Genomic DNA, 21,248 nt, shown 5'->3' with positions numbered 1-21,248 from the left:
TTCACGTTCGAGCCGGCGGATCTGGGCGCTGACCCCGGGCTGCGCGACGTGCAGCCGCTCGGCGGCCCGGGTGAAGTTCGCCTCCTCCGCCACCGCGACGAAGTATTCGAGCTGACGCAGTTCCATAAGCGATGATTCTAGTTGGCAGACCAACCAGATCTTGGACTTCTGGCCGGATCGAGATCAGGCTGGTTGTCATGACCAAAATGCTCCGCCCCGGCGATTCCGGTTACGACGAAGAACTCGCCGGCTTCCAGACCGCCGTCCCCCGGCGTCCCGCCGTGATCATGGCCGCGACCTCGGCCGCCGACGTCGTCGAGGCGGTCCGGTACGCCGGCGAACACGACCTCCCGATCGCCGTCCACTCGACCGGACACGGCGCGACCGTCCCATTCGAAGGCGGCGTGCTCGTCACGACCCACCGCATGACCGGGATTCGGATCGACGGAGACGTCGCACGGGTCGACGCGGGTGTGCGCTGGGGTGCGGTGATCGAGGCCGCGGCCGACCACGGACTCGCCCCGCTGAGCGGCTCGTTCCCCGGCGTCGGCGTCGTCGGATACACCCTCGGCGGCGGATTCAGCCTGCTCGGCCGCAGGTACGGCCTGGCCACCGACCACGTCACCGCCATCGAGGTCGTCACCGCCGACGGCGAACTCCGGCGCGCCACCCCGGACGCCGAACAGGACCTGTTCTGGGCGTTGCGCGGCGGCCGCGACAACTTCGGGATCGTCACGGCGCTGGAGTTCCGGCTCGTCCCGGTCACCCGGCTGTACGGCGGCAGCCTGCAGTTCGGCCCCGAGTCGCTGGCCACCGTGCTCCGCGCGTGGCGCGACTGGGCCGCGGAGATGCCGCGCGAGATGACGTCGTCGCTGGGCATGGTCCCGATGCCGGATCTGCCGATGGTGCCCGAGCCGCTGCGCGGGAAGCACGTCGCGCAGATCCGGATCGCGTACCTCGGCGACGCGACCGAGGGCGACCGCCTGGTCGCCCCGCTGCGCGCCGCCGCCCCGGTGCTGGGCGACACGCTCGCCGAGATCCCGTTCACCGAATCCGGCAAGATCGCGAACGAGCCGCCGTTCCCGCACGGCTACCGTGCCGACAACGGCACCGTGTCCGAACTGAACGACGCGATGCTCGACGCCGTCCTCGAACACGCCGGCCCGGACGCGCCGGTGCCCACCGTCGTCCTGCTGGACCTGCTCGGCGGCGCGCTGTCCGACACCCCCGAGCACCCCGGCGTCGGCTGGGACCGCGAAGCCCGGTTCACCGTGCGGGCACTGTCCGTGGTGGACGACGCGTCGATCCCCGAGATCCGGAGCGCGCACGGGAAACTCTTCGACGCGCTGAAGCCCTGGTCGACGGGCAAGCTCCTGACGTTCGTCTACGGCGAGAGCGACCCGGCCGAGGAGGCGTCCAAGGTGTACTCCGCCGCTGACCTGCGGCGGCTCGCGAAGATCAAGAAGACCGTCGACCCGGCGAACCGCTTCCGGCTGACGCATAACGTCGAGCCGGCGCGTGACGCTGGGTGATCTCCGAAATCCGCAGGTAGGAGGCCCTGATCCAGGCGGAAGGCGCACAGGCGGGCACCCGTATACTTCCGGGCCGATACCGCCATTAGGGGGCACTGTGCGCACTTTGGACCATGACGAGTTCCTCGCCATGCGTCGATTCCCCGCACTCGACGGGCTGCGCGCGATAGCGGCCACCATCGTGATCCTCTTCCACTTCGCGGGTCCGAAGTGGAGCTGGCTGTCCGGCTGGGTCGGTGTCTACATCTTCTTCGTGCTGTCCGGTTTCCTGATCACGACGCTGCTGCTGCGGGAACAGGATCGGACCGGCCGGATCTCGCTTTCGGCCTTCTACCTGCGGCGCGTGTTCCGGATCCTGCCGCCGTACCTGGTGATCCTCGGCGGGATCGTCGTCTTCGTCTGGCTGCGCGGCGAGTTCTTCGAACGCGAGTTCCCGCACGCGCTGAAGTACTACCTGACGTTCTTCAACGAATTCCTGCCCGCCAGTACGCCGAACGGCCCCGACAACTTCTTCAGCGGCTCGTGGACGCTGGGCATCGAGGAGAAGTTCTACCTGGTCTGGCCGTTCCTGCTGGTGGTCGCGGGCGCGGTCGGACTGGCCGCGGCCTGGCGCAAACTGGCGCTGGCGATCGCCGCGTTCGCGCTGATGGCCGGCCTGGTCGGCGTCACCAGCGGCTGGGTGCTCAACGGCCCGCAGGTGCCGATCTATCGCTCGACGGTGCACTACGCGATCCTGCTGATCGGCTGCGTCCTGGCGATCGCGATGCACTACCGCCGGTCCTACGCGGTGATCAAACCGCTGACCCACCCGCTCGCGGCGATCCCGGTCTTCGGCGCGTTCGCCCTGCTGCACGTCAACATGGAAAGCCTCTGGTGGGAGACCGGCAGCAACCTGGGCCTGCTGATCGCCTACGGCCTGCTGTCGGCGATGTTGCTGGTCGTGCTGGTCGCGCCCGGTCCGCTGCGCTGGCTGCTGGCGACCAGGCCGATGCGGTTCGTCGGCGAGCGCTCGTACTCGCTCTACCTGCTCCAGGGCCCGGTGCACTTCGCCGTCGTCGCGGCGATCCCGCCGCTGGGCGAGCACCGGATGATCAGCGCGCTGACCGTGTTCGCCGTCGGCCTCGGGATCGCGGACCTGATCCACCGCTGGGTCGAGCAGCCGATGATCACCACCGGCAAGAAGCTGATCGCGCGCCGCCAGGAGCGCAAAGCCCTCCGCGCGGCCGAAGCCGAACTGAAGAAGCCCGAGGCCGTCGAGGCCCCCAGTGCCGCTCGCTGAAACCCGCGTTCAGTCCTCTGGTTGCGGTAGTTGCACACGCAAGGAACGCATTCAGAGGACTGAACGCGTCAGGGGTCAGCGGGAAATCGTGACGATCGGGATCACTCGATCGGTCTTCTTCTCGTAGTCGGCGAAGCCCGGCATGAGGCTGACCATCTTCGCGTAGAGACGGTCGCGCTCGGCGCGGTCTTCGAGGACGACCGTCGCGACGGCGTCGAACTTCTCGGTGCCGACCTCGATCGTGACCTTCGGGTTCGCCACGATGTTGTGGTACCAGGCGGGGTTCTTGTCGGCCCCGGCGTAGGACGCGGCGATGACGTACTTACCGTCGTCCTCCGCGTACGCGAGCGGCGAGGTCCGCGGCTCGCCGCTCTTCGCCCCGGTGGTCGTGAGCAGGAGCAGGGACCCACCTTCGAACGGGCCGCCCACCTTCCCCTCGTTCTCCCGGAATTCCTTGATGATGTTCCTGTTCCAGTCCAGCGGGTCCGACATCTTTCCTCCAGAGTCGATCTTTCCGCCGAGGCTACCCAGTCTTCGCCTGCCTTAGTGGCCTTACCCCTCACGGAGGGCGTCGAGGATTCCCGTGGCCACTTCGAGCGCCTGAGCCTGTCCAGGGCACTGTTTGGGCCCTTCTCCGAACGGACGATCCGTGAGGTCGACCTCGACGACCTCGCCGCCGACCCACCTTCGTGTGATCCGGACCGGCGGCTCCTCGCGCAGGACGCGGCCGAGCAGGCTCGCGGCGTCCTCGTCCGGCCGACGGGCGGCCACGGCCTTGCCGAGCAGCTTGGCGGTGGCGTCGCAGGCCTGCACCAGGAGCCCGATCCGCGCGGCCGTCCGCTCGCCGACGTCGCCGCCGAAGAGCTCGATCAGCCGCCGCATGGCCTCCTCCGCTTCGGGACCGGCTTCGGTATGTGGGTGGTAGACGGCGGAAACCGTTGCGATGTCATGGGAAACGTCCGGCAGGCCGAGTTCGCGGGCCAGGACGGCGACCGGGACCGTCCACACGATCCGGTCGACCGGGTCGCCGTCCATCTCCCGAGCGAGCACGAAGGCCTTGTCGCGCAAGGAGCCCATCGGCGCGAGTTCGGCGAGCACGAGCGCACGCCGTCGCGAGTGGTCCTCGGGACGGCTGAAGCGCGCGACGTTCGCCCGCAGCCACCGCACCCCACCCGGCTCGACGTCCCGCGGCACCGGCGGAACGGGGGCTTCGATCAGCGGATTCTCCATACCGCCACGCTAAGTGCGGAACACTTCGGTCACGGCCGAAACATGAGCGCGCCGGACCGGGTACCTCGTTGTTATGGTGACCGGGTGACGGCCGTGTCGGAGGCAACCGAAGTCGACGGCGCGGGCCGGACGGCGCAACCGCGCCAGTTGATCGTGACCGTGTACGGCCTCTACTCCCGCGGCGAAGGCGGCTGGCTTTCCGTCCGCTCCCTGATCGACCTGCTGGCCGGGGTGGACGTCGAGGAACCCGCCGTCCGGTCGTCGATCTCCCGGCTGAAACGGCGCGGGATCCTTTCCGCCGTACGCCGGAACGGGGCCGCCGGATACGAACTTTCCGAGACCGCGCTGGCGATCCTGCGCGAAGGCGACGAGCGCATCTTCCGCCGCGAACGCGCCACCCCCGGCGACGGCTGGCTGCTCGCGGTGTTCTCGGTCCCGGAAGCCGAACGGCACAAACGGCACATTCTTCGCACCCAGCTCGCGCGACTCGGCTTCGGGACCGCGTCGTCCGGCGTCTGGATAGCGCCCGCGCATCTGCGCGACGCGACGTCGGACATGCTCCGGAGGCTCGAACTGGAGGGGTACGCCGACCTCTTCCACGCCGAACACCTCGCGTTCGGCGACGTACGCGAGAAGATCCGCGACTGGTGGGACCTCGACCAGCTCGAAACGCTCTACACCGCGTTCCTCGACGAGCACACGCCCGCGCTCCGGCGCTGGCAGCGGCGCAAGAACACCCACGAGGCCGAGGCGTTCGCCGACTACGTCCGCGTGCTGACCGACTGGCGGCGGCTGCCCTACCTCGACCCCGGCCTGCCCGCCGAACTGCTGCCGCCGGCCTGGGCCGGGATCCGGGCCGCGGATCTGTTCTTCACGCTGCACTCGCGTCTGGGCGAGGCGGCGGCCGCGCACGTCTCGCGCACCCTGCCCTAGACCACCGCGAAGCCCTGCACCTCGACCAGCGCTTCGACGTCCCAAAGCCGGCTGACACCGATCCCCGCCATCGCGGGGTACTCGCTCCCGGCCAGCCGCTTCCAGACCGCGCCGATCTCGCGCGCGTGGGCGCGGTAGTCGTCCATGTCGACGATGTAGATGGTCACGCTGCACAGGTCCGACGGCCGCCCGCCCGCCGCGCGCAACGCGGTGAGCAGGTTGGACAGCGCACGCTCGAACTGCTCGACCACGCCCTCGCCGACGATGCGGTTCTCCGCGTCCAGCGCCGTTTGACCAGCGAGGAAGACGAATCGTCCACTCGCCGCGACAGCGTGCGAGAAGCCGGACGGGCGGCCGAGTTCGGGCGGGTTGATGCGCTCCATGCGGGTCAGCATATCCCGTATCGTTGACGGTCGTACATACCGCGACATACTCTGAACGACGTGCGTATCGCGGTGTTAGGCGGCGGCCCGGCGGGGCTCTACTTCGCCGCGCTGGCGAAACAGCTCCATCCCGATCACGAGATCACCGTCTGGGAGCGCAACGCGCCCGACGACACCTTCGGGTTCGGGGTGGTGTTCTCCGACGAGACCCTCGGCGGGATCGAGCACGCCGATCCGGTGATCCACGCCGCCATGCGGCGGGAGTTCGCGCGCTGGGACGACATCGACGTCCACTTCCGCGACACCGTCCACACCTCCGGCGGGCACGGGTTCGCCGCGATGAGCCGCAAACGGCTGCTCGGCATCCTCCAGGAGCGTTGCGCCGAACTCGGTGTGGACGTGCGCTTCCGCACCGAGGCGCCGAGCGTGGCCGAGGCGAGCGCCGAGTACGACCTCGTCGTCGCGGCCGACGGCGTCAACTCGCCGACCCGCGACGCCCTCGCCGAAAGCTTCCGGCCCGACATCCAGACCCGGCGCTGCAAGTACATCTGGCTCGGCACGGATCTCGTCTTCGACGCCTTCAAGTTCCACGTGCTCGAAACCCCGCACGGGATCATGCAGATCCACGGCTATCCCTACAGCGACACCGCGAGCACCTTCATCCTCGAACTCCACGAGGACGTCTGGCAGCGCGCGTTCGGCGAAATCGCCGCGACGTCGCTGACGCCCGGCGAGAGCGACGAGAAGTCGATCGAGGTCATCCGCGAACTGTGCGCGGACGTCCTCGGCGAACACCAGGTGTTCGCCAACAACTCCAAGTGGACCGCGTTCGCCACCGTGCGCTGCGCGAGCTGGCGACACGAGAACGTCGTCCTGCTCGGCGACGCCGCGCACACCGCGCATTTCTCCATCGGTTCCGGCACGAAGCTCGCCATGGAGGACGCGCTCGCGCTGGCCGCCTGCCTGCACGAACAGTCCGATATGGACAGTGGCCTGAAAGCCTACGAGGCCGAACGGCGCCCCGTCGTCACCTCGACCCAGCGAGCCGCCCAGGCGAGCCTCGAATGGTTCGAGAACATGGGCCAGTACACGCATCAGGATCCGGCGCAGTTCGCGTTCAACATCCTCACCCGCAGCCGTCGTGTCACCTACGACAATCTCAAGCTGCGAGACCCCGAGTTCGCGGCGGAACTCGACGACTGGTTCGCGTCTACTTTGGACTCCGACGTCCGGCCGCCGATGTTCCAGCCGTTCCGCGTCGGGAACCTGGACCTGCCGAACCGCGTCGTCGTCTCACCGATGGACATGTACTCCTCCGAAGACGGCGTCCCGACCGATTTCCACCTGGTGCATCTGGGAAGCAAGGCGCTCGGCGGTGCCGGGCTGGTGATGACCGAGATGGTCTGCGTCTCCGAAACCGGCCGCATCACCCCGGGCTGCGGCGGTCTGTACACCGAAGAACAAGAGAAAGCCTGGGCCCGGGTCACCGATTTCGTCCACGGCGCCACGCCCGCGCGGATCGGCGTCCAGCTGGGCCACTCCGGTCGCAAGGGTTCGACGAAACTCATGTGGGACGGGATCGACCAGCCACTCCCGGAGGGCAACTGGGAGATCTGCGGCCCGTCCGCCATCCCGTACAGCGACGCGAACCAGACTCCGCGCGAACTCACGATCCCGGAACTGCACGAGATCCGCGACCAGTTCGCCGAGTCCGCCCGGGCCGCCGCACGCGCCGGATTCGACCTCCTCGAACTGCACTGCGCGCACGGCTACCTGCTGTCTTCCTTCCTCTCGCCGCTGACCAACCGCCGCACCGACGAGTACGGCGGCTCAACGGAGAACCGGCTGCGCTTTCCGCTCGAAGTCTTCGACGCGGTCCGCGCGGCCTGGCCGGCCGACCGGCCGATGACGGTCCGCATCTCCGCGACCGACTGGTACGACGGCGGAATCGACGTCGACGACGCCGTCGAGATCGCCCGCGCGTTCGCCGAACACGGCGCGGACGGTATCGACGTGTCGACAGGGCAGGTCGTCAGCGAGGAGAAACCCGAGTACGGCCGGAGCTATCAGACGCCGTACGCCGACAGGATCCGCAACGAGATCGGGCGAGAGTACGGGATCGCGGTGATCGCCGTCGGCGCGATCTCCTCCTACGACGACGTCAATTCGCTGATCCTGGCCGGCCGCGCGGATCTGTGCGCGCTCGGCCGCACACACCTTTACGATCCACAGTGGACACTGCACGCCGCGGCCGAACAGGACTATCCGTTGCCCTGGCCGAAGCAGTACGCGGCGGGCAGCCGGAAACCGCAAGGTGGTCGTACGGACGGTCCGAAACCACGGCTGGAACTGTTGCGGTCCGGGGAACCCGGTACGGCGCATGCCCGCTGGCGACCTGGGAGCGATCGATGACCGCCTTCGCGTTGAACCCGGAACAGCGTGCTTTCGCCGACGAGGTCCGCCGTCTCGGCGCCGAGAAACTCCGTCCACTGGCCGAATCCGGCATCGAAGGCGCGGTGAACCGGCCGCTGCTCAAGGAAATGGGCGCACTGGGCCTGCTGTCGCGGCTGTTCCCCGGCGTCGATGGCGGAAGGCCGAGCCGCGAGGCCGCCGCGACGGATCTCTGCATCCTGCGGGAATCCCTCGCGAGCCAGAGCACCGAAGCCGAAACCGCGTTGGCACTGCAGGGATTGGGCACCTACCCGGTGTTGCAGTCCGGCCAGGATTCGCAGGTCTCGAAATGGGTGCCCGCGGTCGCCGCGGGTGACGCCGTCGCCGCCTTCGCGCTCACCGAACCGAACGCGGGCTCGGACGCGGCGGCACTGGAACTCTCCGCCGAACCGGATGGCGACGGCTGGCGCCTGACCGGCGAAAAGATGTGGATCTCCAACGCCCCCGAGGCCGACTTCTACAGCGTTTTCGCCCGCACCACGCCGGAAGCGGGCTCGCGCGGAGTCTCCGCGTTCGTCGTCCCGGCCGACCGCGCCGGGCTTTCCGGCGAGCACCTCGACCTCGTCAGCCCGCACCCCATCGGCACCCTCGTCTTCGACGGCGTCCGCGTGGAGCGGGAAGAACTGCTCGGCGAGCAGGACCGCGGCTTCGGCGTCGCCATGCGGACGCTCGATCTCTTCCGCCCGAGCGTCGGCGCCTTCGCCGTCGGGATGGCGCAGGCCGCGCTCGACGCCGCCGTCACCCACGCCCAGACCCGCGTCGCGTTCGGCGGGCCGTTGCTGAAGCAGCAGACCGTGGCGCACACCCTTGCCGAAATGGCCACCCGCACCGAGGCGTCGCGTCTGCTCGTCTACGCCGCGGCCGCCGCCTACGACGCGGGCGAGCGGAACCTGGCGGGCCGCGCCGCGATGGCGAAACTGTTCGCCACCGAGACCGCCCAGTACGTCGTCGACTCCGCCGTGCAGATCCACGGGGCGCGGGCGTTGCGGCGAGGTCACCTGCTCGAACACCTCTACCGCGAGGTCCGGGCGCCGCGGATCTACGAAGGCGCGTCCGAGGTCCAGCGGACGATCATCGCCCGGTCGCTGACTTCTTGACCCGTTCGACGAGGTCGCGGTAGACCAGCCCGCTCTGTTTGATCGTCCGCGCCTGCGTCTCGCGGTCGACCCGCACCAGGCCCAGCCGTTTGGCGTAACCGTAGGACCATTCGAAACTGTCCAAAAGGGACCAGGCGAAGTAGCCGCGGACGTCCGCGCCCGCCTCGCGGGCGGCGGCCGTGGCGGCGATATGCGCTGTCAGGTAGTCCGCGCGGTCGTCGTCGCGCACGAATCCGGTCTCGTCGGCGACGTCGGTGAAGGCTGCCCCGTTTTCGGTGACGTAAAGGGGCAAACCGGGATAATCCCGGCTGATCCGGACGAGCAGTTCGGTGAGCTTCGCGGGCAGGATCTCCCAGCCGAGCACCGTCGACGGCGCCCCGAACGGCACCTTGCGGTACGCGGGCAGCCCGAAATGCTCGACCGCGTCCCCGTTCTCCTCCACCCCTGAGTACCGCGACCCGAAGTAGTAGTCGACGCCGACGAAGTCCAGCGGCGCCGCGATGATCGACGGATCCCACGGTTCGGACGGCAGCCGGATGCCCTGGCGCGCCAGGTCCTCGAGTACGTCTTCCGGGTAGCGCCCGTGCACGAGCGCGTCGAGGTAGAACCGCGTTCCGAGCCCGTCTTCGAACCTGGCGGCTTCACGGTCGGCCTCGCTGGGCGTCGCCGGGTCCGCGGTGCTGAGGTTGAGTGTGATGCCGAATCGGGTGCCGGCGGGCGCGAGTTCGCGCATCCGCCGCACGGCGAGACCGTGGCCGAGCAGCAGGTGGTGCGCCGCCGCCATACCCGCTTTCGCGTCCCGGCGACCGGGCGCCATCACCCCGTGGACGTAGCCGTGCATGGCGGTGCACCACGGCTCGCTCAGCGTGGTCCAGTTGCGGACACGGTCGCTCAGCCGCTCGAAGACGAGCATCGCGTAGTCGGCGAACCGGACGGCGGTGTCGCGGACGGGCCAGCCGCCCGCGTCTTCGAGGTGCTGCGGCAGATCCCAGTGATACAGCGTCAGCCACGGATCGATGCCGTTGTTGAGCAGTTCGTCGACCAGCCGGTCGTAGAAGGCGATCCCGGCGGGATTGACGCCGCCGCGTCCGCGCGGCTGCACCCGGGGCCAGGACACGGAGAACCGGTAGGTGTCGACGCCGAGTTCCTTCACCAGCGCGATGTCGGCGGGCATCCGGTGGTAGTGGTCGCACGCGATCTCGCCGGTGTCACCGTGGTCGATCGCCCACGGCGACTGGGCGTAGGTGTCCCAAATGGACGGTGTTCGTCCGTCTTCGGCGACCGCGCCTTCGATCTGGTAGGCCGAGGTCCCGACCCCCCATCGGAAATCGGACGGCAAGGTGCCGATGAGCTCGTCTTCCCCCGTCATCGCACCTCCTCCTCGGTGGAACCGGCCTTATTTCACCAGTTAATACATGGCAGAGGTTAAGGTCGTGGGGCATCCTGGAAAGGTCCGCCGCCATAAGATGGGTATCCGCATGCCTGCCAAGCGCACCACCGTCCGTGACCTGCGGCGGCACAACCGTTCCCTCCTGCTGTCGAAACTCTACTTCGACGGCCCGTTGAGCCGCCACGAATTGAGCGGTCTGACCGGTTTGAGCGCCGCGACCGTCAGCAACGTGACCGCCGAACTCGGCGAGGAACGCCTCATCACCGAAGCCGGTTTGGTCGAATCCGACGGCGGCAGGCCCCGTGTGCTGCTCCGCGTGGATCCGGCATACGGGCACGTCGCGGGCGTCGACATCGGCGAGACCGGCGTCAAGGTCGAACTGTTCGACCTCACGATGAACCGGCTCGCCACCGTCGAACACCCCCTCGCCTCCCCGCGCCCCGACGCGGCTTCCGCCGTCACCCAGGTCGCGTCCGGAATCCGGGAAGTCATCGCGGAATCGGGTATCGACGAAACGACCGTGCTCGGTGTCGGCGTCGGCGTTCCCGGCACCGTCGAGCAGGGCGAGGCCCTCCGCGTGCACGCGCCCACCATCGGCTGGGAAGAGGTCCCGCTCACCGATCTCCTGCGCGCGGAGGGCGTTTCGCTGCCGCTGTTCGTCGACAACGGCGCGAAAACCCAAGGCCAGGGCGAAATGTGGTTCGGCGCCGGCCGCGGCGCCCGGCACGCGGTGATCGTCCTGATCGGGTCCGGTGTCGGCGCGGCCGTGGTCACCGACGGCACCACGTACCGCGGATCCACCAGCAGCGCGGGCGAATGGGGGCATACGACGATCGTCTACGGCGGGCAGGAATGCCGCTGCGGATCGCGCGGCTGCCTCGAGTCCTACGTCGGCGCGGAGGGCGTCCTCGCGCGCTACCGCAAGGCGCGCGGCGGGAAGCCCACCACGGGCGAGGACGAGCAGGCACAGTTCGCCGCCCTGCTGGAGGCGGCGGACAAGTCCAAAGCCGCGGCGAAGGTGCTCGAAGAGACCGCGGGCTACCTCGGTGCCGGAATCGGCAACCTGATCAACCTCTTCAACCCGGAGCGCATCGTGCTGGGTGGCTGGGCCGGTCTCGCCCTCGGCGAGGAGCACCTGCCCGAGATCCGGCGCTCGGCGGGCGAGCACGCGCTGAAGCACGTGTTCGACCAGACCGCGATCGAACTGGGACAGCTCGGGCCGGACGCCGTCGCCATAGGAGCCGCCACCCTGCCGGTCGCCGCCCTGCTCGACCAGGGAGCGGACCCGCGCACGGCCGGGTCGAAGCGGGGCACTGCCGCGTAAGCCTTAATTCGAGGTTAAAAAATACCCACCCCGACATCTTGTCGCAGTGGTTGAGACCATGCATACTTTGTTGCCAGGCACAACAAAGTAGTTGTGCCGGAGCTCTCCGTTCTCCCGCGCGTCCTGCCGCGCGGGGTCCCCAACGGTCAGAGAGGTGACAACGATGTCCATCTCAGCTCGGTTCCGCTGGACGGCACTCCTCGCCGCCACCGTCCTCCTCGGCTCGCTCCCCGCGACGGCCCAAGCCCCCGCTTCCGCGGCCCCGGTCGCCGACGCCGCGGTCATGGCCGCCACCTTCACCGACGACTTCAACGGCCCCGCGGGCGCCGGGATCGACACCTCGAAGTGGCACTTCGAGACCGGCGACAACGTGAACAACCACGAGCGTCAGTGGTACACGTCCGGGACGAACAACGCCGCACTCGACGGCCAGGGCAACCTGGTGATCACCGCGAAGAAAGAGAATCCCGGCAACTACAACTGCTGGTACGGCCGCTGCGAGTACACCTCCGCGCGACTGTCCACGCAGGGCCAGTTCAGCCAGACCTACGGCCGGTACGAAGCGCGGATGAAACTCCCGCGCGGACAGGGCATGTGGCCCGCGTTCTGGATGCTCGGCACCGACATCGGCAGCGTCGGCTGGCCCAACAGCGGCGAGATCGACATCATGGAGAACGTCGGTTTCGAACCGAACACCGTGCACGGCACCCTCCACGGCCCCGGCTACTCCGGCGCGGGCGGTATCGGCGGCGCCTACAACGGCCCGAACTTCTCCGACGATTTCCACACCTACGCCGTGGAATGGGCGCCGAACCAGATCAAGTGGTTCGTCGACGGGAACCTGTACCAGACGCGCACCCCGGCCGACCTCAACGGCAACCGCTGGGTGTTCGACCACACCTTCTACCTGATCCTGAACCTCGCCGTCGGCGGCTACTGGCCGGGTGACCCGAACTCCAGCACCGTCTTCCCGCAGCGTCTGGTCGTCGACTACGTGCACGTGACGTCGAGCGGCACCGCGGGGAACACCGGACGGATCACCGGCATCGGCGGGAAATGCGTCGACGTCGCCGCCGCGAACAGCGCCGACGGCACCCCGATCCAGATCACCGACTGCAACGGCAACGCCGCGCAGAACTGGACCGTCGGCAGTGACGGGACGATCCGCGCGCTCGGCAAATGCCTGGACGTCGCCGGCGGCGGGACAGCGGACGGCACGGCCGTCCAACTGTGGGGCTGCAATGGTTCCGGGGCACAGCGGTGGACGGTCAGCGGCGCGCGCGACATCGTGAACCCGCAGTCGAACAAATGCCTCGACGCCACCGGGAACAGTTCCGCGAACGGGACCAGACTCCAGATCTGGACCTGCGGCGGTGGCGCGAACCAGAAGTGGACGACCCCGTGAGAAGGCTGCCGCTTCTCGGCGCCGCCGTGATCGCGGCGGCCACGCTCGTCGCGACCCCGGCGCAGGCGGCCGGTGAAGCCGTCGACATCTGGCTCACCACGACCAACGACTCGCGCGGCGTGAACGTCACGCGCGGACTCCAGCGGCAGTCACCCGTCAACTTCGCCGCCGGTACGGGGACGGGTCAGCAGACCATCACCGTCGACGAAAACACCACGTACCAACAGTTCGAGGGCGCCGGGGCGTCGTTCACCGACACCGCGGCGTGGCTGATGAAGGGCAGCGGCGCGTTGTCGCAGGCGACTCGCGACGAGGCCATGCGGAAGGTGTTCGACCCCGTTTCGGGGATCGGCGTGAACTTCATCCGCAACCCGCTCGGCTCCTCGGATCTGGCGCGGTTCAGCTACTCGTTCGACGATCTCCCCGCCGGGCAGACCGATCCGAACCTGACGAAGTTCTCCATCGACCATGATCTCGACAGCATCCTGCCGCTGACCAAGCAGGCGCGGCAGATCAACCCGGCGACCAAGGTGATGGCGTCGCCGTGGAGCGCGCCGCCGTGGATGAAGGACAACGGCGACTTCAAGCTGGGCTGGCTGAAGTCCGAGTACTACCAGACGTACGCCCAGTACTTCGTCAAGTACATCCAGGCGTATCAAGCGCAGGGCGTCCCGATCCATTACGTGTCCGTACAGAACGAGCCGACGTGCTGCGAGAGCTACTCGTCGATGAACTGGAACGGCAGCGGGCTCCAGTACTTCACGAAGACCAACCTGCTGCCCGCGCTCAAGGGCGCCGGACTGTCCACAAAGGTCCTCGCGCTCGATGGAACTGGGACAAGTACGGGGAATACGGCGCGCCCACGATGGACGACGCCGCCATCCGCAACGACCCGAACTTCGGCGGGATGGCCTGGCACGGCTACGGCGGCGACGTCGCCCAGCAGACCACCGTGCACAACCGGTACCCGAACGTTCCCGCCTACAGCACGGAACATTCGGGCGGGACCTGGGTGAGTCACCAGCAGGCCGAGGACATGGCCAACATCGTCGACTACACCCGGAACTGGAGCAAGAGCTTCATCAAGTGGAGCCTCGCGCTGGACCAGAACATGGGCCCGCACAACGGCGGCTGCGGCACCTGCACCGGACTCATCACCGTCCACAATGGAGACTCACGGCACGGGCAGGTCGACTACACCGTCGAGTACTACACGATGGGTCACCTGACGAAATTCGTGAAGCCGGGCGCGTACCGGATCTCCTCCAACGACAACTCCGCGGTGCGGAACGTCGCGTGGAAGAACCCGGACGGTTCGAAGGCGCTGATCGCGTACAACACCAGTGGCGCGAGCCAGAACGTACGCGTCAATTGGGGCGGGCAGTCCTTCGCTTACACGCTGCCCGCGTCGACGTCGGCGACGTTCACCTGGGCCGGAACGCAATCGGGCGGCGGCGTCCGCACCGGCGCGATCACCGGGCTGGGCGGCAAATGCGTCGACGTCGCCGGGGCGAACAGTGCCAACGGGACTCCGGTGCAGCTCTACGACTGCAACGGCTCGGGTGCGCAGCAGTGGTCGTTCCAGGCCGACGGAACGGTGCGGTCGCTGGGTAAATGCCTCGACGTCACCGGGATGTCCACCGCGGACGGCGCACAGCTGCAACTCTGGGACTGCGCGGGCGGGGCGAATCAGAGATGGGCGGCCAACGCCGCCCGTGACCTGGCGAACTCCGGCTCGGGCAAATGCCTGGACGCCACCGGGAACACCTCGGCCAACGGCACCCGCCTGCAGATCTGGGCGTGCACCGGCGCCACCAACCAGAAGTGGACCACTCCCTGACCTCTCGCGTTCAGTCCTCTACTTGCGCAAGTTCGCACCCCGAACTACCGCATTCAGAGGACTAAACGCGGTGGTTGGTGTCGCGAACTATCGCATTTAGTCCTCTGAATGCGACTGGGCGCGTTCGGCGTAGGCCTCGACGAGCTGGTTTTCAGCGTCGTCGAGGTACTGCGCGAGGAGCTTTTCGGCACCGACGCCGTCGCCGGCCTCGACGCGTTCGAGGATCTCCGCGTTGCGCTTGAGGTACGGCTCGTGGAACCGGCGCGGGTCGGCCATCATGTGGAAGACCAGTCGCAGCTCGGCGAAGATGCCGCGCATCAGCTCGTCGATCCGTTCACTGCCCCCGAGTTCCGCGATCGCCGAGTGGAACCGGATGTTCGCGGTGCCGAGGTCCTGCCAGCGTTCGCTTCGCTCGGCGAGCTTGCCGTCTTCGACCATCCGCGCGAGCTTCGCGAACGTCGGCGGCTTCTCCGTCACCGAGCGGACCGCGGAGCACTCGACGACCTTGCGCACCTTGTAGAGGTCGACGACGTCCTCGACGCTGAGCACCCGCACGAAGACACCGCGGTTGAGCTCGTGTGCCAGCAGTCGCTCATGGGTGAGCAGCCGGAACGCCTCGCGCAGCGTGTTCCGGGAGACGCCGAGCGCCGAGCCGATGTCCTGCTCCGAAAGCCGTACCCCGGGCAGGAAGAAGCCTTCCGCGATCCGCGTGCGCAGGACGCCCGCGACCCGCTCGGCGGTGCTGGTGCGGCTGATCATGCCGCGATCCGCTTCCAGTCCTCGCACCGATGCAGGACCACCCTCCGCGACCGTCACGTGACTGATCCTACCTACCCTCAAGAGGTCAAGCCAAGGATCCTCTTGTGGAATTGTTGAACAATACCTAAAGTGGCTGAACATGTGACCCGTGCCACGATGAGATTCACCCTCTGGAGGTGCCGATGAACGCGACAGCCACCACCGAAGACACACGCCCCTTCGCCTGGTTCCGCACGCTCGGTTCGCGAGGCCGTCGGGCCTTCGTCGGCGCGTTCGGCGGGTACGGGCTCGACTCGTTCGACTATCAGACCCTGCCGCTGGGTCTGGCCGCGATCACCGCCTACTACGGCCTTTCCGGCGGCGAGGCCGGCCTGCTCGGCACGACGACGCTGGTGGTCTCGGCGATCGGCGGCATCGGCGCGGGCATCCTGGCCGACCGCATCGGCCGCGTCCGCACCCTCCAGATCACCATCGCGATGTACACGATCTTCACCGTGCTCTGCGGTTTCGCGCCGAACTTCGAGACGCTCCTGATCTTCCGCGCCCTGCAGGGCCTGGGCTTCGGCGGTGAATGGGCCGCCGGCGCCGCGCTGGTCGCGGAGTACTCGCAGGCGAAGTATCGCGGCCGCACGGTCGCCTTCGTGCAGAGTGCGTGGGCGGTCGGCTGGGCGCTCTCGGTGGTCGTCTACACCGTCGTCTTCAGCCTGTTCAGCCCGGACGTCGCCTGGCGCGTGATGTTCTGGACCGGCGTCATCCCCGCGCTGCTGGTGCTGTGGGTCCGCCGCAACGTCCAGGACGCGCCCGTCGCGGAAGCAGCCCGGACCGCCAAGAAGGAACGCGGCTCGCTGGCAGGCATCTTCAAGCCGGACCTGCTGCGCACGACGTTCTTCGCAGCGCTGCTCGCCACCGGTGTCCAGGGCGGTTACTACACGCTCGCGACCTGGCTCCCCAGCTACCTCAAGACCACCCGCGGCCTGACCGTCATCGGCACCGGCGGTTATCTCGCGTTCCTGATCTCCGGCGCCTTCATCGGGTACATCACCGGCGGCTATCTCACGGATCTCTTGGGACGCAAGAAGACCTTCCTGCTGTTCTCCGTGCTGTCGGCGGGCCTCATCGTCGCCTACACCCAGATCCCGGCGGGTGCGAACACACTCGTGCTGTTCCTCGGCTTCCCACTCGGGTTCTCGATGTCCGCGATCTTCAGCGGGTTCGGCGCCTTCCTCGCCGAGCTGTACCCGTCGGCGCTGCGCGGAACCGGCCAGGGCTTCACCTACAACCTCGGCCGGGCCATCGGCGCGACGTTCCCCGCCGTGGTCGGTTTCCTCGGCGCCGGCGGCGCGATGGTGTTCGGCGCGGTCGGCTACGGCATCGCCGCACTCGCCCTGCTCGGCCTGCCCGAGACTCGCGGCCGCGAACTCCTGTGACGACAATCGGAAGAGGAGGTACCGCGATGACCACCTTCGACGAACCGGCGACGATGACCCCGGGCGAGGCCCGCGCCCTGTTCCGTTCGGGCACGGCGCGGCCGACCACCGGCTGGGCGAACGGCTTCACCCAGACCAACCTGATCGCCGTCCCCGAGGACTGGGCCTACGACGTCCTGCTGTTCTGCCAGCGGAACCCGCAGCCCTGCCCGGTCCTCGACGTCAGCGATCCCGGCGACCCGTCCACCCGGCTCGCGCCCGGCGCGGACCTGCGGACCGACCTTCCGCGCTACCGCGTCTGGCAGAACGGCGCGCTGTCCGGTGAGCTCGCGGACGCGAGCGGACTGTGGCGCAGCGACATGGTCGCGTTCTCGATCGGCTGCAGCTTCACCTTCGAATCGGCGCTGGTCGCGGAGGGGATCCCGCTGCGGCATGTCGACCAGGGCCGCAACGTGGCGATGTACGTGACGAATCGCGAGTGCGTCCCGGCCGGGCGGCTGCACGGTCCGATGGTGGTCTCGATGCGGCAGATCCCGGAGGACCGGGTCGACGACGCCGTCCGCATCACCCGCGGGATGCCGGCCGTTCACGGCGCGCCCGTGCACATCGGCGATCCCGCCGCACTCGGCATCACCGATCTCGGCAAACCCGATTTCGGGGAGCCGGTCGACGCGGAACCCGGTGACGTGCCGGTGTTCTGGGCGTGCGGCGTGACCCCGCAAGCGGCGCTGATGGCCTCGCGGCCACCGTTCGCGATCACGCACGCGCCGGGCTACATGTTCGTGACCGACAAACTCGACAGTGAGTTCAGGGTGGCCTGATGGATCTCAACAGTGACCTCGGCGAAGGCTTCGGTGCCTGGAAGATGGGTGACGACGACGCCATGCTCGACATCGTCACCAGCGCGAACGTCGCGTGCGGCTTCCATGCCGGTGACCCGTCGGTGATGCGGCGCGTCTGCGAACGCGCGGCGGAACGGGGTGTCGTCATCGGCGCCCACGTCGCCTACCGCGATCTGGCCGGATTCGGGCGGCGGGCGATGGACGTCGCCCCCGCCGATCTGACCGACGACGTGCTCTACCAGATCGGCGCGCTCGACGCGTTCGCGCGGGCGGCGGGCACGCGGGTGCGCTACGTCAAACCGCACGGGGCGTTGTACAACACCGCTTCCGTGGATCCGGAACAGGCGTCGGCGGTGGTCGAAGGCATCCGCCGGTTCTATCCCGCGCTCGCGTTGTTGTGCCCGCCGAACTCGGAAATGGCCAAGCAGGCGGAAAAAGCCGGGTTCCCCGCGTACGCCGAGGCATTCGCGGACCGCGCCTACACGCCGGAAGGCCTTCTGGTGTCACGGAAACTGCCAGGCGCCGTCCTGCACGACGCCGACGAGGTGGCCGACCGGGCGGTCGCGATGGCGACCACCGGCAAGGTCGTCGCCGACGACGGAAGCGAGCTGACGCTCCAGCCGCATTCGTTGTGCGTGCACGGCGACACCCCCGGCGCCGTCGAGTTGGCACGACGGATCCGCGCGGGATTGGCCGATTCCGGTGTCACCCTCGGATCGTTCCTCGAGGCCGCGTGATGCGAGTACTGCCCTATGGGGCGCGTGCGGCCCTGATCGACTTCGACGACCCGTCGGAGGTGCTCGGGCTGCACGCGTCGCTGGAGCAGGACCCGCCGGACGGCGTCGTAGAACTGGTCCCGGCCGCGCGGACCCTGCTCATCCGGTTCGACCCGGGCCGGACGCACCACGACCGCCTCGCCGGAGACGTCCTGGATCGGTCCACTGTGGACATCGTGCCACGCGAAACCGCCGAGATCGTCGTCCCGGTCCGGTACGACGGCCCCGACCTGGCCGACGTCGCGGCCGCCGCCGGACTGTCGGCCGAAGCCGTCGTCCGACGGCACGAGGACGGCACCTACGTGTCGGCGTTCTGCGGGTTCGCGCCGGGCTTCGCCTACCTGACCGGCCTCGACTCCGCACTGCACCTGCCCCGGCGTCCGAGCCCGCGCACCCGGGTCCCGGCCGGTTCCGTCGCGATCGCCGGCGAGTACACGGCGGTGTACCCGCACGCCTCGCCCGGCGGCTGGCACCTGATCGGGCGGACCACGCTGCCGGTTTGGGACGTCGAAAGGGATCCGCCGAACCTGCTGACCCCGGGAACCCGGATCCGGTTCACTTCATGACCGCGAAGATCGAAGTCGTCCGGCCCGGGATCTTCGCCACCGTGCAGGACCTCGGACGCCCCGGCCTGGCCGCGATCGGCGTCGGCCGCTCCGGCGCCGCCGACCGCGGCTCGCTGCGGCTGGCCAACCGGCTGGTCGGCAACCCCGAGCAGAACGCCGCTCTGGAAGTCGTCCTGGGCGGCCTCGTACTGAGGTTCTCCGCTCCCGCGACCGTCGCCGTCACCGGCGCGCCCTGCACCATCACCGCGGGCGGCCGCGCCGTCGGCCCGCACGCACCGATTCACCTGCGTGCGGGTGAAGACCTCGTACTCGGCACGGCCTCGCAAGGCTTGCGCTGCTACGTCGCCGTGCGCGGCGGCGTCGACGTTCCCGCGGTCCTGGGTGCCCGGGCCACCGACACCCTCGGAAAACTGGGCCCGCCCGCACTGTCGGCCGGGATGACCTTGCCGGTGGGGACACGGGTTCTGGACCATCCCGGTGTCGATCTCGCTCCTCGTGCTTCCCTTCCTGAGGAGCCGGTCCTTCGGGTTTCGCCGGGCCCTCGGCTTGCTTGGTTCACCTCCGACGCACTGTCCACTTTGGTCTCTTCTGGTTTCGTGGCGACCTCCGATGTCGACCGGGTGGGCGTACGGCTCTCGGGTCCGGCGCTTTCGCGGGCGCGCGAGGGCGAGTTACCACCCGAGGCCGCCGTGCCTGGTGCGTTGCAGATTCCTCCTTCGGGGCAGCCGATCCTGTTCCTGGCCGACCATCCGGTGACCGGCGGCTATCCGGTGATCGCGGTGGTCGACGAGACCGATCTGGATCTGGCCGCGCAGATCCGGCCGGGGCAGCGGGTGCGGTTTCGGCCGGCTTGAGCGCGGCCGTTGGATATCGAGCGTGTTCGCTACGGCCGCGGCCTCAGTGCGGCCCGGTCGGTGAAGTCGGATCTGTTGGGTGGTCGGTCTAAACACGCGAGTGCATCGTGTTGCGCCTCGGTGTCCCGGTCGGATCGAGGTAGGCGGGTGCGATGGCAAGGCAGCCCGCGACCTGTGTCCTCACACGATGCCGGTCGCGCCCCTGATGGTCCTTGAGTGTTGCCGGAAGACGACAACAGCGCATCGGCTGCGGGGAACGATCAGCAGAATCGACCCGCCCTCGCATACCTGACCGGGGCCAGTGCGGGCAAGGCAACAAAGCTGGGCTATCGGCCTATACCCGCAAGTGCATTGTGTTGTGTCCTCTCGCAGTGCTGGTCGCGCCTCCGATGGTCCTTGATCGTTGCCGACAAGACGACAACGACGCATCGGCTGCGGGGCACGAGCAGCACAAATCGACTCACCCCGCAGGCCTGATCGGGCCAGTGCGGGCAAGGCAACGAAAAGCACGTCTTGGGCTATCGGCCTATACCCGCAGATGCATCGTGTTGCGTCTCGGTGTGCCGGTGGGGTCGAGGTAGGCGGGTGCGATGAACTCCGGCAACCCGTCTTGGGCGAGCTGGACTTTCCATTCGCTTTTGTGGATCAGCCGGTGGTGTTTGGTGCACAGCAGCACCAGGTTGTCGATCTTCGTCTCGCCCCGGTGTCGCCAGAAAACGATGTGGTGGGCGGTGCAGCGTTGCACGGGCATGTCGCAGCCGGGGAACGCGCAGCCACCGTCGCGGATCTTCAACGCGTGTTTCTGCGGTGTGGTGGTGGAGCGACTCGATCGCCCCACGTCGAGGGGTTGTCCGGCGCCGGAGAGCACGATGGGCCGGATCCGGGCGTCGCAGGCGAGGATCCGGACGTCGGTGGCGGAGATGGGGCCGACCAGGTCGAGGAGGCCGTCGCCGACGTCGTTCATGAGGTCGTCGTAGGACATGGTGACCAGGATCTGGGTTGATTCCCCGGCTTGGCTGGGGATGTCGGGGCTGGCGGTCTTCATCCGGACGTAGTCGGAGAACGCGTCCCCATAGCGTTCACCTTGGCTGCGGGAGTCCCGGACACCGTCGACGGCCTTGTGCGGTTTGGCCAAAGGATCGAGGTCGGACTTCAACCAC

21 protein-coding genes are annotated in these 21,248 nt (G+C 68.4%); 14 read left to right on the top strand and 7 right to left on the bottom strand.

Annotated features, from left to right (window positions below):
* The coding region (locus H5J31_RS35955; RefSeq protein ID WP_181777146.1) for a LysR family transcriptional regulator at positions 1-126 on the bottom strand (126 nt) is incomplete at its 3' end.
* 71 nt (positions 127-197) lie between these two features.
* On the opposite strand from H5J31_RS35955, the gene H5J31_RS35950 reads away from it, so the two are divergent.
* The gene (locus H5J31_RS35950; RefSeq protein ID WP_181777145.1) at positions 198-1,532 is read left to right on the top strand and encodes an FAD-binding oxidoreductase; all 1,335 of its coding nucleotides are present in this window, start codon (positions 198-200) and stop codon (positions 1,530-1,532) included.
* A 97-nt stretch (positions 1,533-1,629) separates the two neighbouring features.
* Positions 1,630-2,811 (top strand): acyltransferase family protein, encoded by a 1,182-nt coding sequence (locus H5J31_RS35945; protein ID WP_181777144.1) that lies wholly within the window; start codon positions 1,630-1,632, stop codon positions 2,809-2,811.
* A gap of 75 nt (positions 2,812-2,886) precedes the next feature.
* On the opposite strand, the gene H5J31_RS35940 is transcribed toward H5J31_RS35945, so the two are convergent.
* Both H5J31_RS35940 and H5J31_RS35935 read right to left on the bottom strand, forming a co-directional pair.
* On the bottom strand, positions 2,887-3,303 hold the full coding sequence (locus H5J31_RS35940) for a nitroreductase family deazaflavin-dependent oxidoreductase (protein WP_181777143.1): 417 nt from the start codon (positions 3,301-3,303) through the stop codon (positions 2,887-2,889).
* 60 nt (positions 3,304-3,363) lie between these two features.
* Entirely contained in the window at positions 3,364-4,041 is a 678-nt protein-coding gene (locus tag H5J31_RS35935) for a cytochrome P450 family protein (protein ID WP_181777142.1), read from the bottom strand.
* 84 nt (positions 4,042-4,125) lie between these two features.
* Here H5J31_RS35935 and H5J31_RS35930 point away from each other — a divergent pair, with 84 nt between their 5' ends.
* Positions 4,126-4,974 (top strand): PaaX family transcriptional regulator, encoded by an 849-nt coding sequence (locus H5J31_RS35930; protein ID WP_181777141.1) that lies wholly within the window; start codon positions 4,126-4,128, stop codon positions 4,972-4,974.
* Here the strand turns inward: H5J31_RS35930 and H5J31_RS35925 are convergent.
* Positions 4,971-5,369, bottom strand: a complete 399-nt coding sequence (locus H5J31_RS35925; protein ID WP_181777140.1) for a RidA family protein — start codon at positions 5,367-5,369, stop codon at positions 4,971-4,973. The genes H5J31_RS35930 and H5J31_RS35925 overlap by 4 nt on opposite strands.
* Before the next feature lie 48 nt (positions 5,370-5,417).
* Between H5J31_RS35925 and H5J31_RS35920 the strand changes: the two genes are divergently transcribed.
* Both H5J31_RS35920 and H5J31_RS35915 read left to right on the top strand, forming a co-directional pair.
* On the top strand, positions 5,418-7,769 hold the full coding sequence (locus H5J31_RS35920) for a bifunctional salicylyl-CoA 5-hydroxylase/oxidoreductase (RefSeq protein WP_181777139.1): 2,352 nt from the start codon (positions 5,418-5,420) through the stop codon (positions 7,767-7,769).
* Complete coding sequence (locus tag H5J31_RS35915; protein WP_181777138.1) at positions 7,766-8,905, top strand: acyl-CoA dehydrogenase family protein; 1,140 nt, start codon at positions 7,766-7,768, stop codon at positions 8,903-8,905. The genes H5J31_RS35920 and H5J31_RS35915 overlap by 4 nt, the downstream gene beginning before the upstream one ends.
* Here the strand turns inward: H5J31_RS35915 and H5J31_RS35910 are convergent.
* Positions 8,880-10,274: a GH1 family beta-glucosidase gene (locus H5J31_RS35910; protein ID WP_181777137.1), complete on the bottom strand. Its 1,395-nt coding sequence runs from the start codon at positions 10,272-10,274 to the stop codon at positions 8,880-8,882. The two genes, H5J31_RS35915 and H5J31_RS35910, sit on opposite strands and share 26 nt — an antisense overlap.
* A gap of 97 nt (positions 10,275-10,371) precedes the next feature.
* Between H5J31_RS35910 and H5J31_RS35905 the strand changes: the two genes are divergently transcribed.
* The 4 genes from H5J31_RS35905 (at position 10,372) to H5J31_RS39650 (ending at position 14,864) form a co-directional block, all read left to right on the top strand.
* Positions 10,372-11,619, top strand: a complete 1,248-nt coding sequence (locus H5J31_RS35905; protein WP_181777136.1) for an ROK family protein — start codon at positions 10,372-10,374, stop codon at positions 11,617-11,619.
* Positions 11,620-11,782: 163 nt separating this feature from the next.
* A complete protein-coding gene (locus H5J31_RS35900; protein ID WP_181777135.1) occupies positions 11,783-13,024 on the top strand; it encodes a glycoside hydrolase family 16 protein in 1,242 nt (413 codons plus the stop codon).
* The gene (locus H5J31_RS39655; RefSeq protein ID WP_207899343.1) at positions 13,021-14,040 is read left to right on the top strand and encodes a glycoside hydrolase family 30 protein; all 1,020 of its coding nucleotides are present in this window, start codon (positions 13,021-13,023) and stop codon (positions 14,038-14,040) included. Before H5J31_RS35900 ends, H5J31_RS39655 begins: the two co-directional genes overlap by 4 nt.
* A complete protein-coding gene (locus H5J31_RS39650) occupies positions 13,932-14,864 on the top strand; it encodes a ricin-type beta-trefoil lectin domain protein (protein ID WP_236005595.1) in 933 nt (310 codons plus the stop codon). The genes H5J31_RS39655 and H5J31_RS39650 overlap by 109 nt, the downstream gene beginning before the upstream one ends.
* A gap of 96 nt (positions 14,865-14,960) precedes the next feature.
* On the opposite strand, the gene H5J31_RS35890 is transcribed toward H5J31_RS39650, so the two are convergent.
* Positions 14,961-15,623, bottom strand: coding sequence for a GntR family transcriptional regulator (locus tag H5J31_RS35890; protein ID WP_181777147.1), 663 nt, complete (start codon positions 15,621-15,623; stop codon positions 14,961-14,963).
* A 182-nt stretch (positions 15,624-15,805) separates the two neighbouring features.
* Between H5J31_RS35890 and H5J31_RS35885 the strand changes: the two genes are divergently transcribed.
* From H5J31_RS35885 to H5J31_RS35865, 5 genes are read left to right on the top strand one after another with little or no spacing between them, the layout of a single operon-like run.
* Complete coding sequence (locus H5J31_RS35885) at positions 15,806-17,050, top strand: MFS transporter (protein ID WP_181777134.1); 1,245 nt, start codon at positions 15,806-15,808, stop codon at positions 17,048-17,050.
* Positions 17,051-17,076: 26 nt separating this feature from the next.
* On the top strand, positions 17,077-17,871 hold the full coding sequence (locus H5J31_RS35880) for a putative hydro-lyase (RefSeq protein WP_181777133.1): 795 nt from the start codon (positions 17,077-17,079) through the stop codon (positions 17,869-17,871).
* Entirely contained in the window at positions 17,871-18,629 is a 759-nt protein-coding gene (locus tag H5J31_RS35875) for a LamB/YcsF family protein (protein WP_181777132.1), read from the top strand. Before H5J31_RS35880 ends, H5J31_RS35875 begins: the two co-directional genes overlap by 1 nt.
* The gene (locus H5J31_RS35870) at positions 18,629-19,234 is read left to right on the top strand and encodes a 5-oxoprolinase subunit B family protein (RefSeq protein ID WP_181777131.1); all 606 of its coding nucleotides are present in this window, start codon (positions 18,629-18,631) and stop codon (positions 19,232-19,234) included. The genes H5J31_RS35875 and H5J31_RS35870 overlap by 1 nt, the downstream gene beginning before the upstream one ends.
* Complete coding sequence (locus H5J31_RS35865; RefSeq protein ID WP_181777130.1) at positions 19,231-20,088, top strand: 5-oxoprolinase subunit C family protein; 858 nt, start codon at positions 19,231-19,233, stop codon at positions 20,086-20,088. Before H5J31_RS35870 ends, H5J31_RS35865 begins: the two co-directional genes overlap by 4 nt.
* Positions 20,089-20,614: 526 nt before the next feature.
* Here H5J31_RS35865 and H5J31_RS35860 read toward each other — a convergent pair.
* Positions 20,615-21,248, bottom strand: a 634-nt coding sequence (locus H5J31_RS35860; protein WP_181777129.1) for an HNH endonuclease signature motif containing protein, incomplete at its 5' end; no start/stop codon positions are given.

Source organism: Amycolatopsis pittospori (genome assembly GCF_013870525.1).
Lineage (GTDB): Bacteria > Actinomycetota > Actinomycetes > Mycobacteriales > Pseudonocardiaceae > Amycolatopsis > Amycolatopsis pittospori.
This window is presented reverse-complemented; position numbering and strand designations above follow the sequence as displayed.

What these genes read in the sequence shown, in the direction of transcription:
- H5J31_RS35865 (WP_181777130.1), top strand. Translation starts at nt 19,231, where the DNA reads ATGACCGCGAAGATCGAAGTCGTCCGGCCCGGGATCTTCGCCACCGTG.
- H5J31_RS35915 (WP_181777138.1), top strand. Translation starts at nt 7,766, where the DNA reads ATGACCGCCTTCGCGTTGAACCCGGAACAGCGTGCTTTCGCCGACGAG.
- H5J31_RS39650 (WP_236005595.1), top strand. Translation starts at nt 13,932, where the DNA reads ATGGCCTGGCACGGCTACGGCGGCGACGTCGCCCAGCAGACCACCGTG.
- H5J31_RS35950 (WP_181777145.1), top strand. Translation starts at nt 198, where the DNA reads ATGACCAAAATGCTCCGCCCCGGCGATTCCGGTTACGACGAAGAACTC.
- H5J31_RS35890 (WP_181777147.1), bottom strand. Translation starts at nt 15,623, where the DNA reads ATGATCAGCCGCACCAGCACCGCCGAGCGGGTCGCGGGCGTCCTGCGC.
- H5J31_RS35870 (WP_181777131.1), top strand. Translation starts at nt 18,629, where the DNA reads ATGCGAGTACTGCCCTATGGGGCGCGTGCGGCCCTGATCGACTTCGAC.
- H5J31_RS35880 (WP_181777133.1), top strand. Translation starts at nt 17,077, where the DNA reads ATGACCACCTTCGACGAACCGGCGACGATGACCCCGGGCGAGGCCCGC.
- H5J31_RS35900 (WP_181777135.1), top strand. Translation starts at nt 11,783, where the DNA reads ATGTCCATCTCAGCTCGGTTCCGCTGGACGGCACTCCTCGCCGCCACC.
- H5J31_RS35940 (WP_181777143.1), bottom strand. Translation starts at nt 3,303, where the DNA reads ATGTCGGACCCGCTGGACTGGAACAGGAACATCATCAAGGAATTCCGG.
- H5J31_RS35935 (WP_181777142.1), bottom strand. Translation starts at nt 4,041, where the DNA reads ATGGAGAATCCGCTGATCGAAGCCCCCGTTCCGCCGGTGCCGCGGGAC.
- H5J31_RS35885 (WP_181777134.1), top strand. Translation starts at nt 15,806, where the DNA reads ATGAACGCGACAGCCACCACCGAAGACACACGCCCCTTCGCCTGGTTC.
- H5J31_RS35910 (WP_181777137.1), bottom strand. Translation starts at nt 10,274, where the DNA reads ATGACGGGGGAAGACGAGCTCATCGGCACCTTGCCGTCCGATTTCCGA.
- H5J31_RS35925 (WP_181777140.1), bottom strand. Translation starts at nt 5,369, where the DNA reads ATGCTGACCCGCATGGAGCGCATCAACCCGCCCGAACTCGGCCGCCCG.
- H5J31_RS35875 (WP_181777132.1), top strand. Translation starts at nt 17,871, where the DNA reads ATGGATCTCAACAGTGACCTCGGCGAAGGCTTCGGTGCCTGGAAGATG.
- H5J31_RS35905 (WP_181777136.1), top strand. Translation starts at nt 10,372, where the DNA reads ATGGGTATCCGCATGCCTGCCAAGCGCACCACCGTCCGTGACCTGCGG.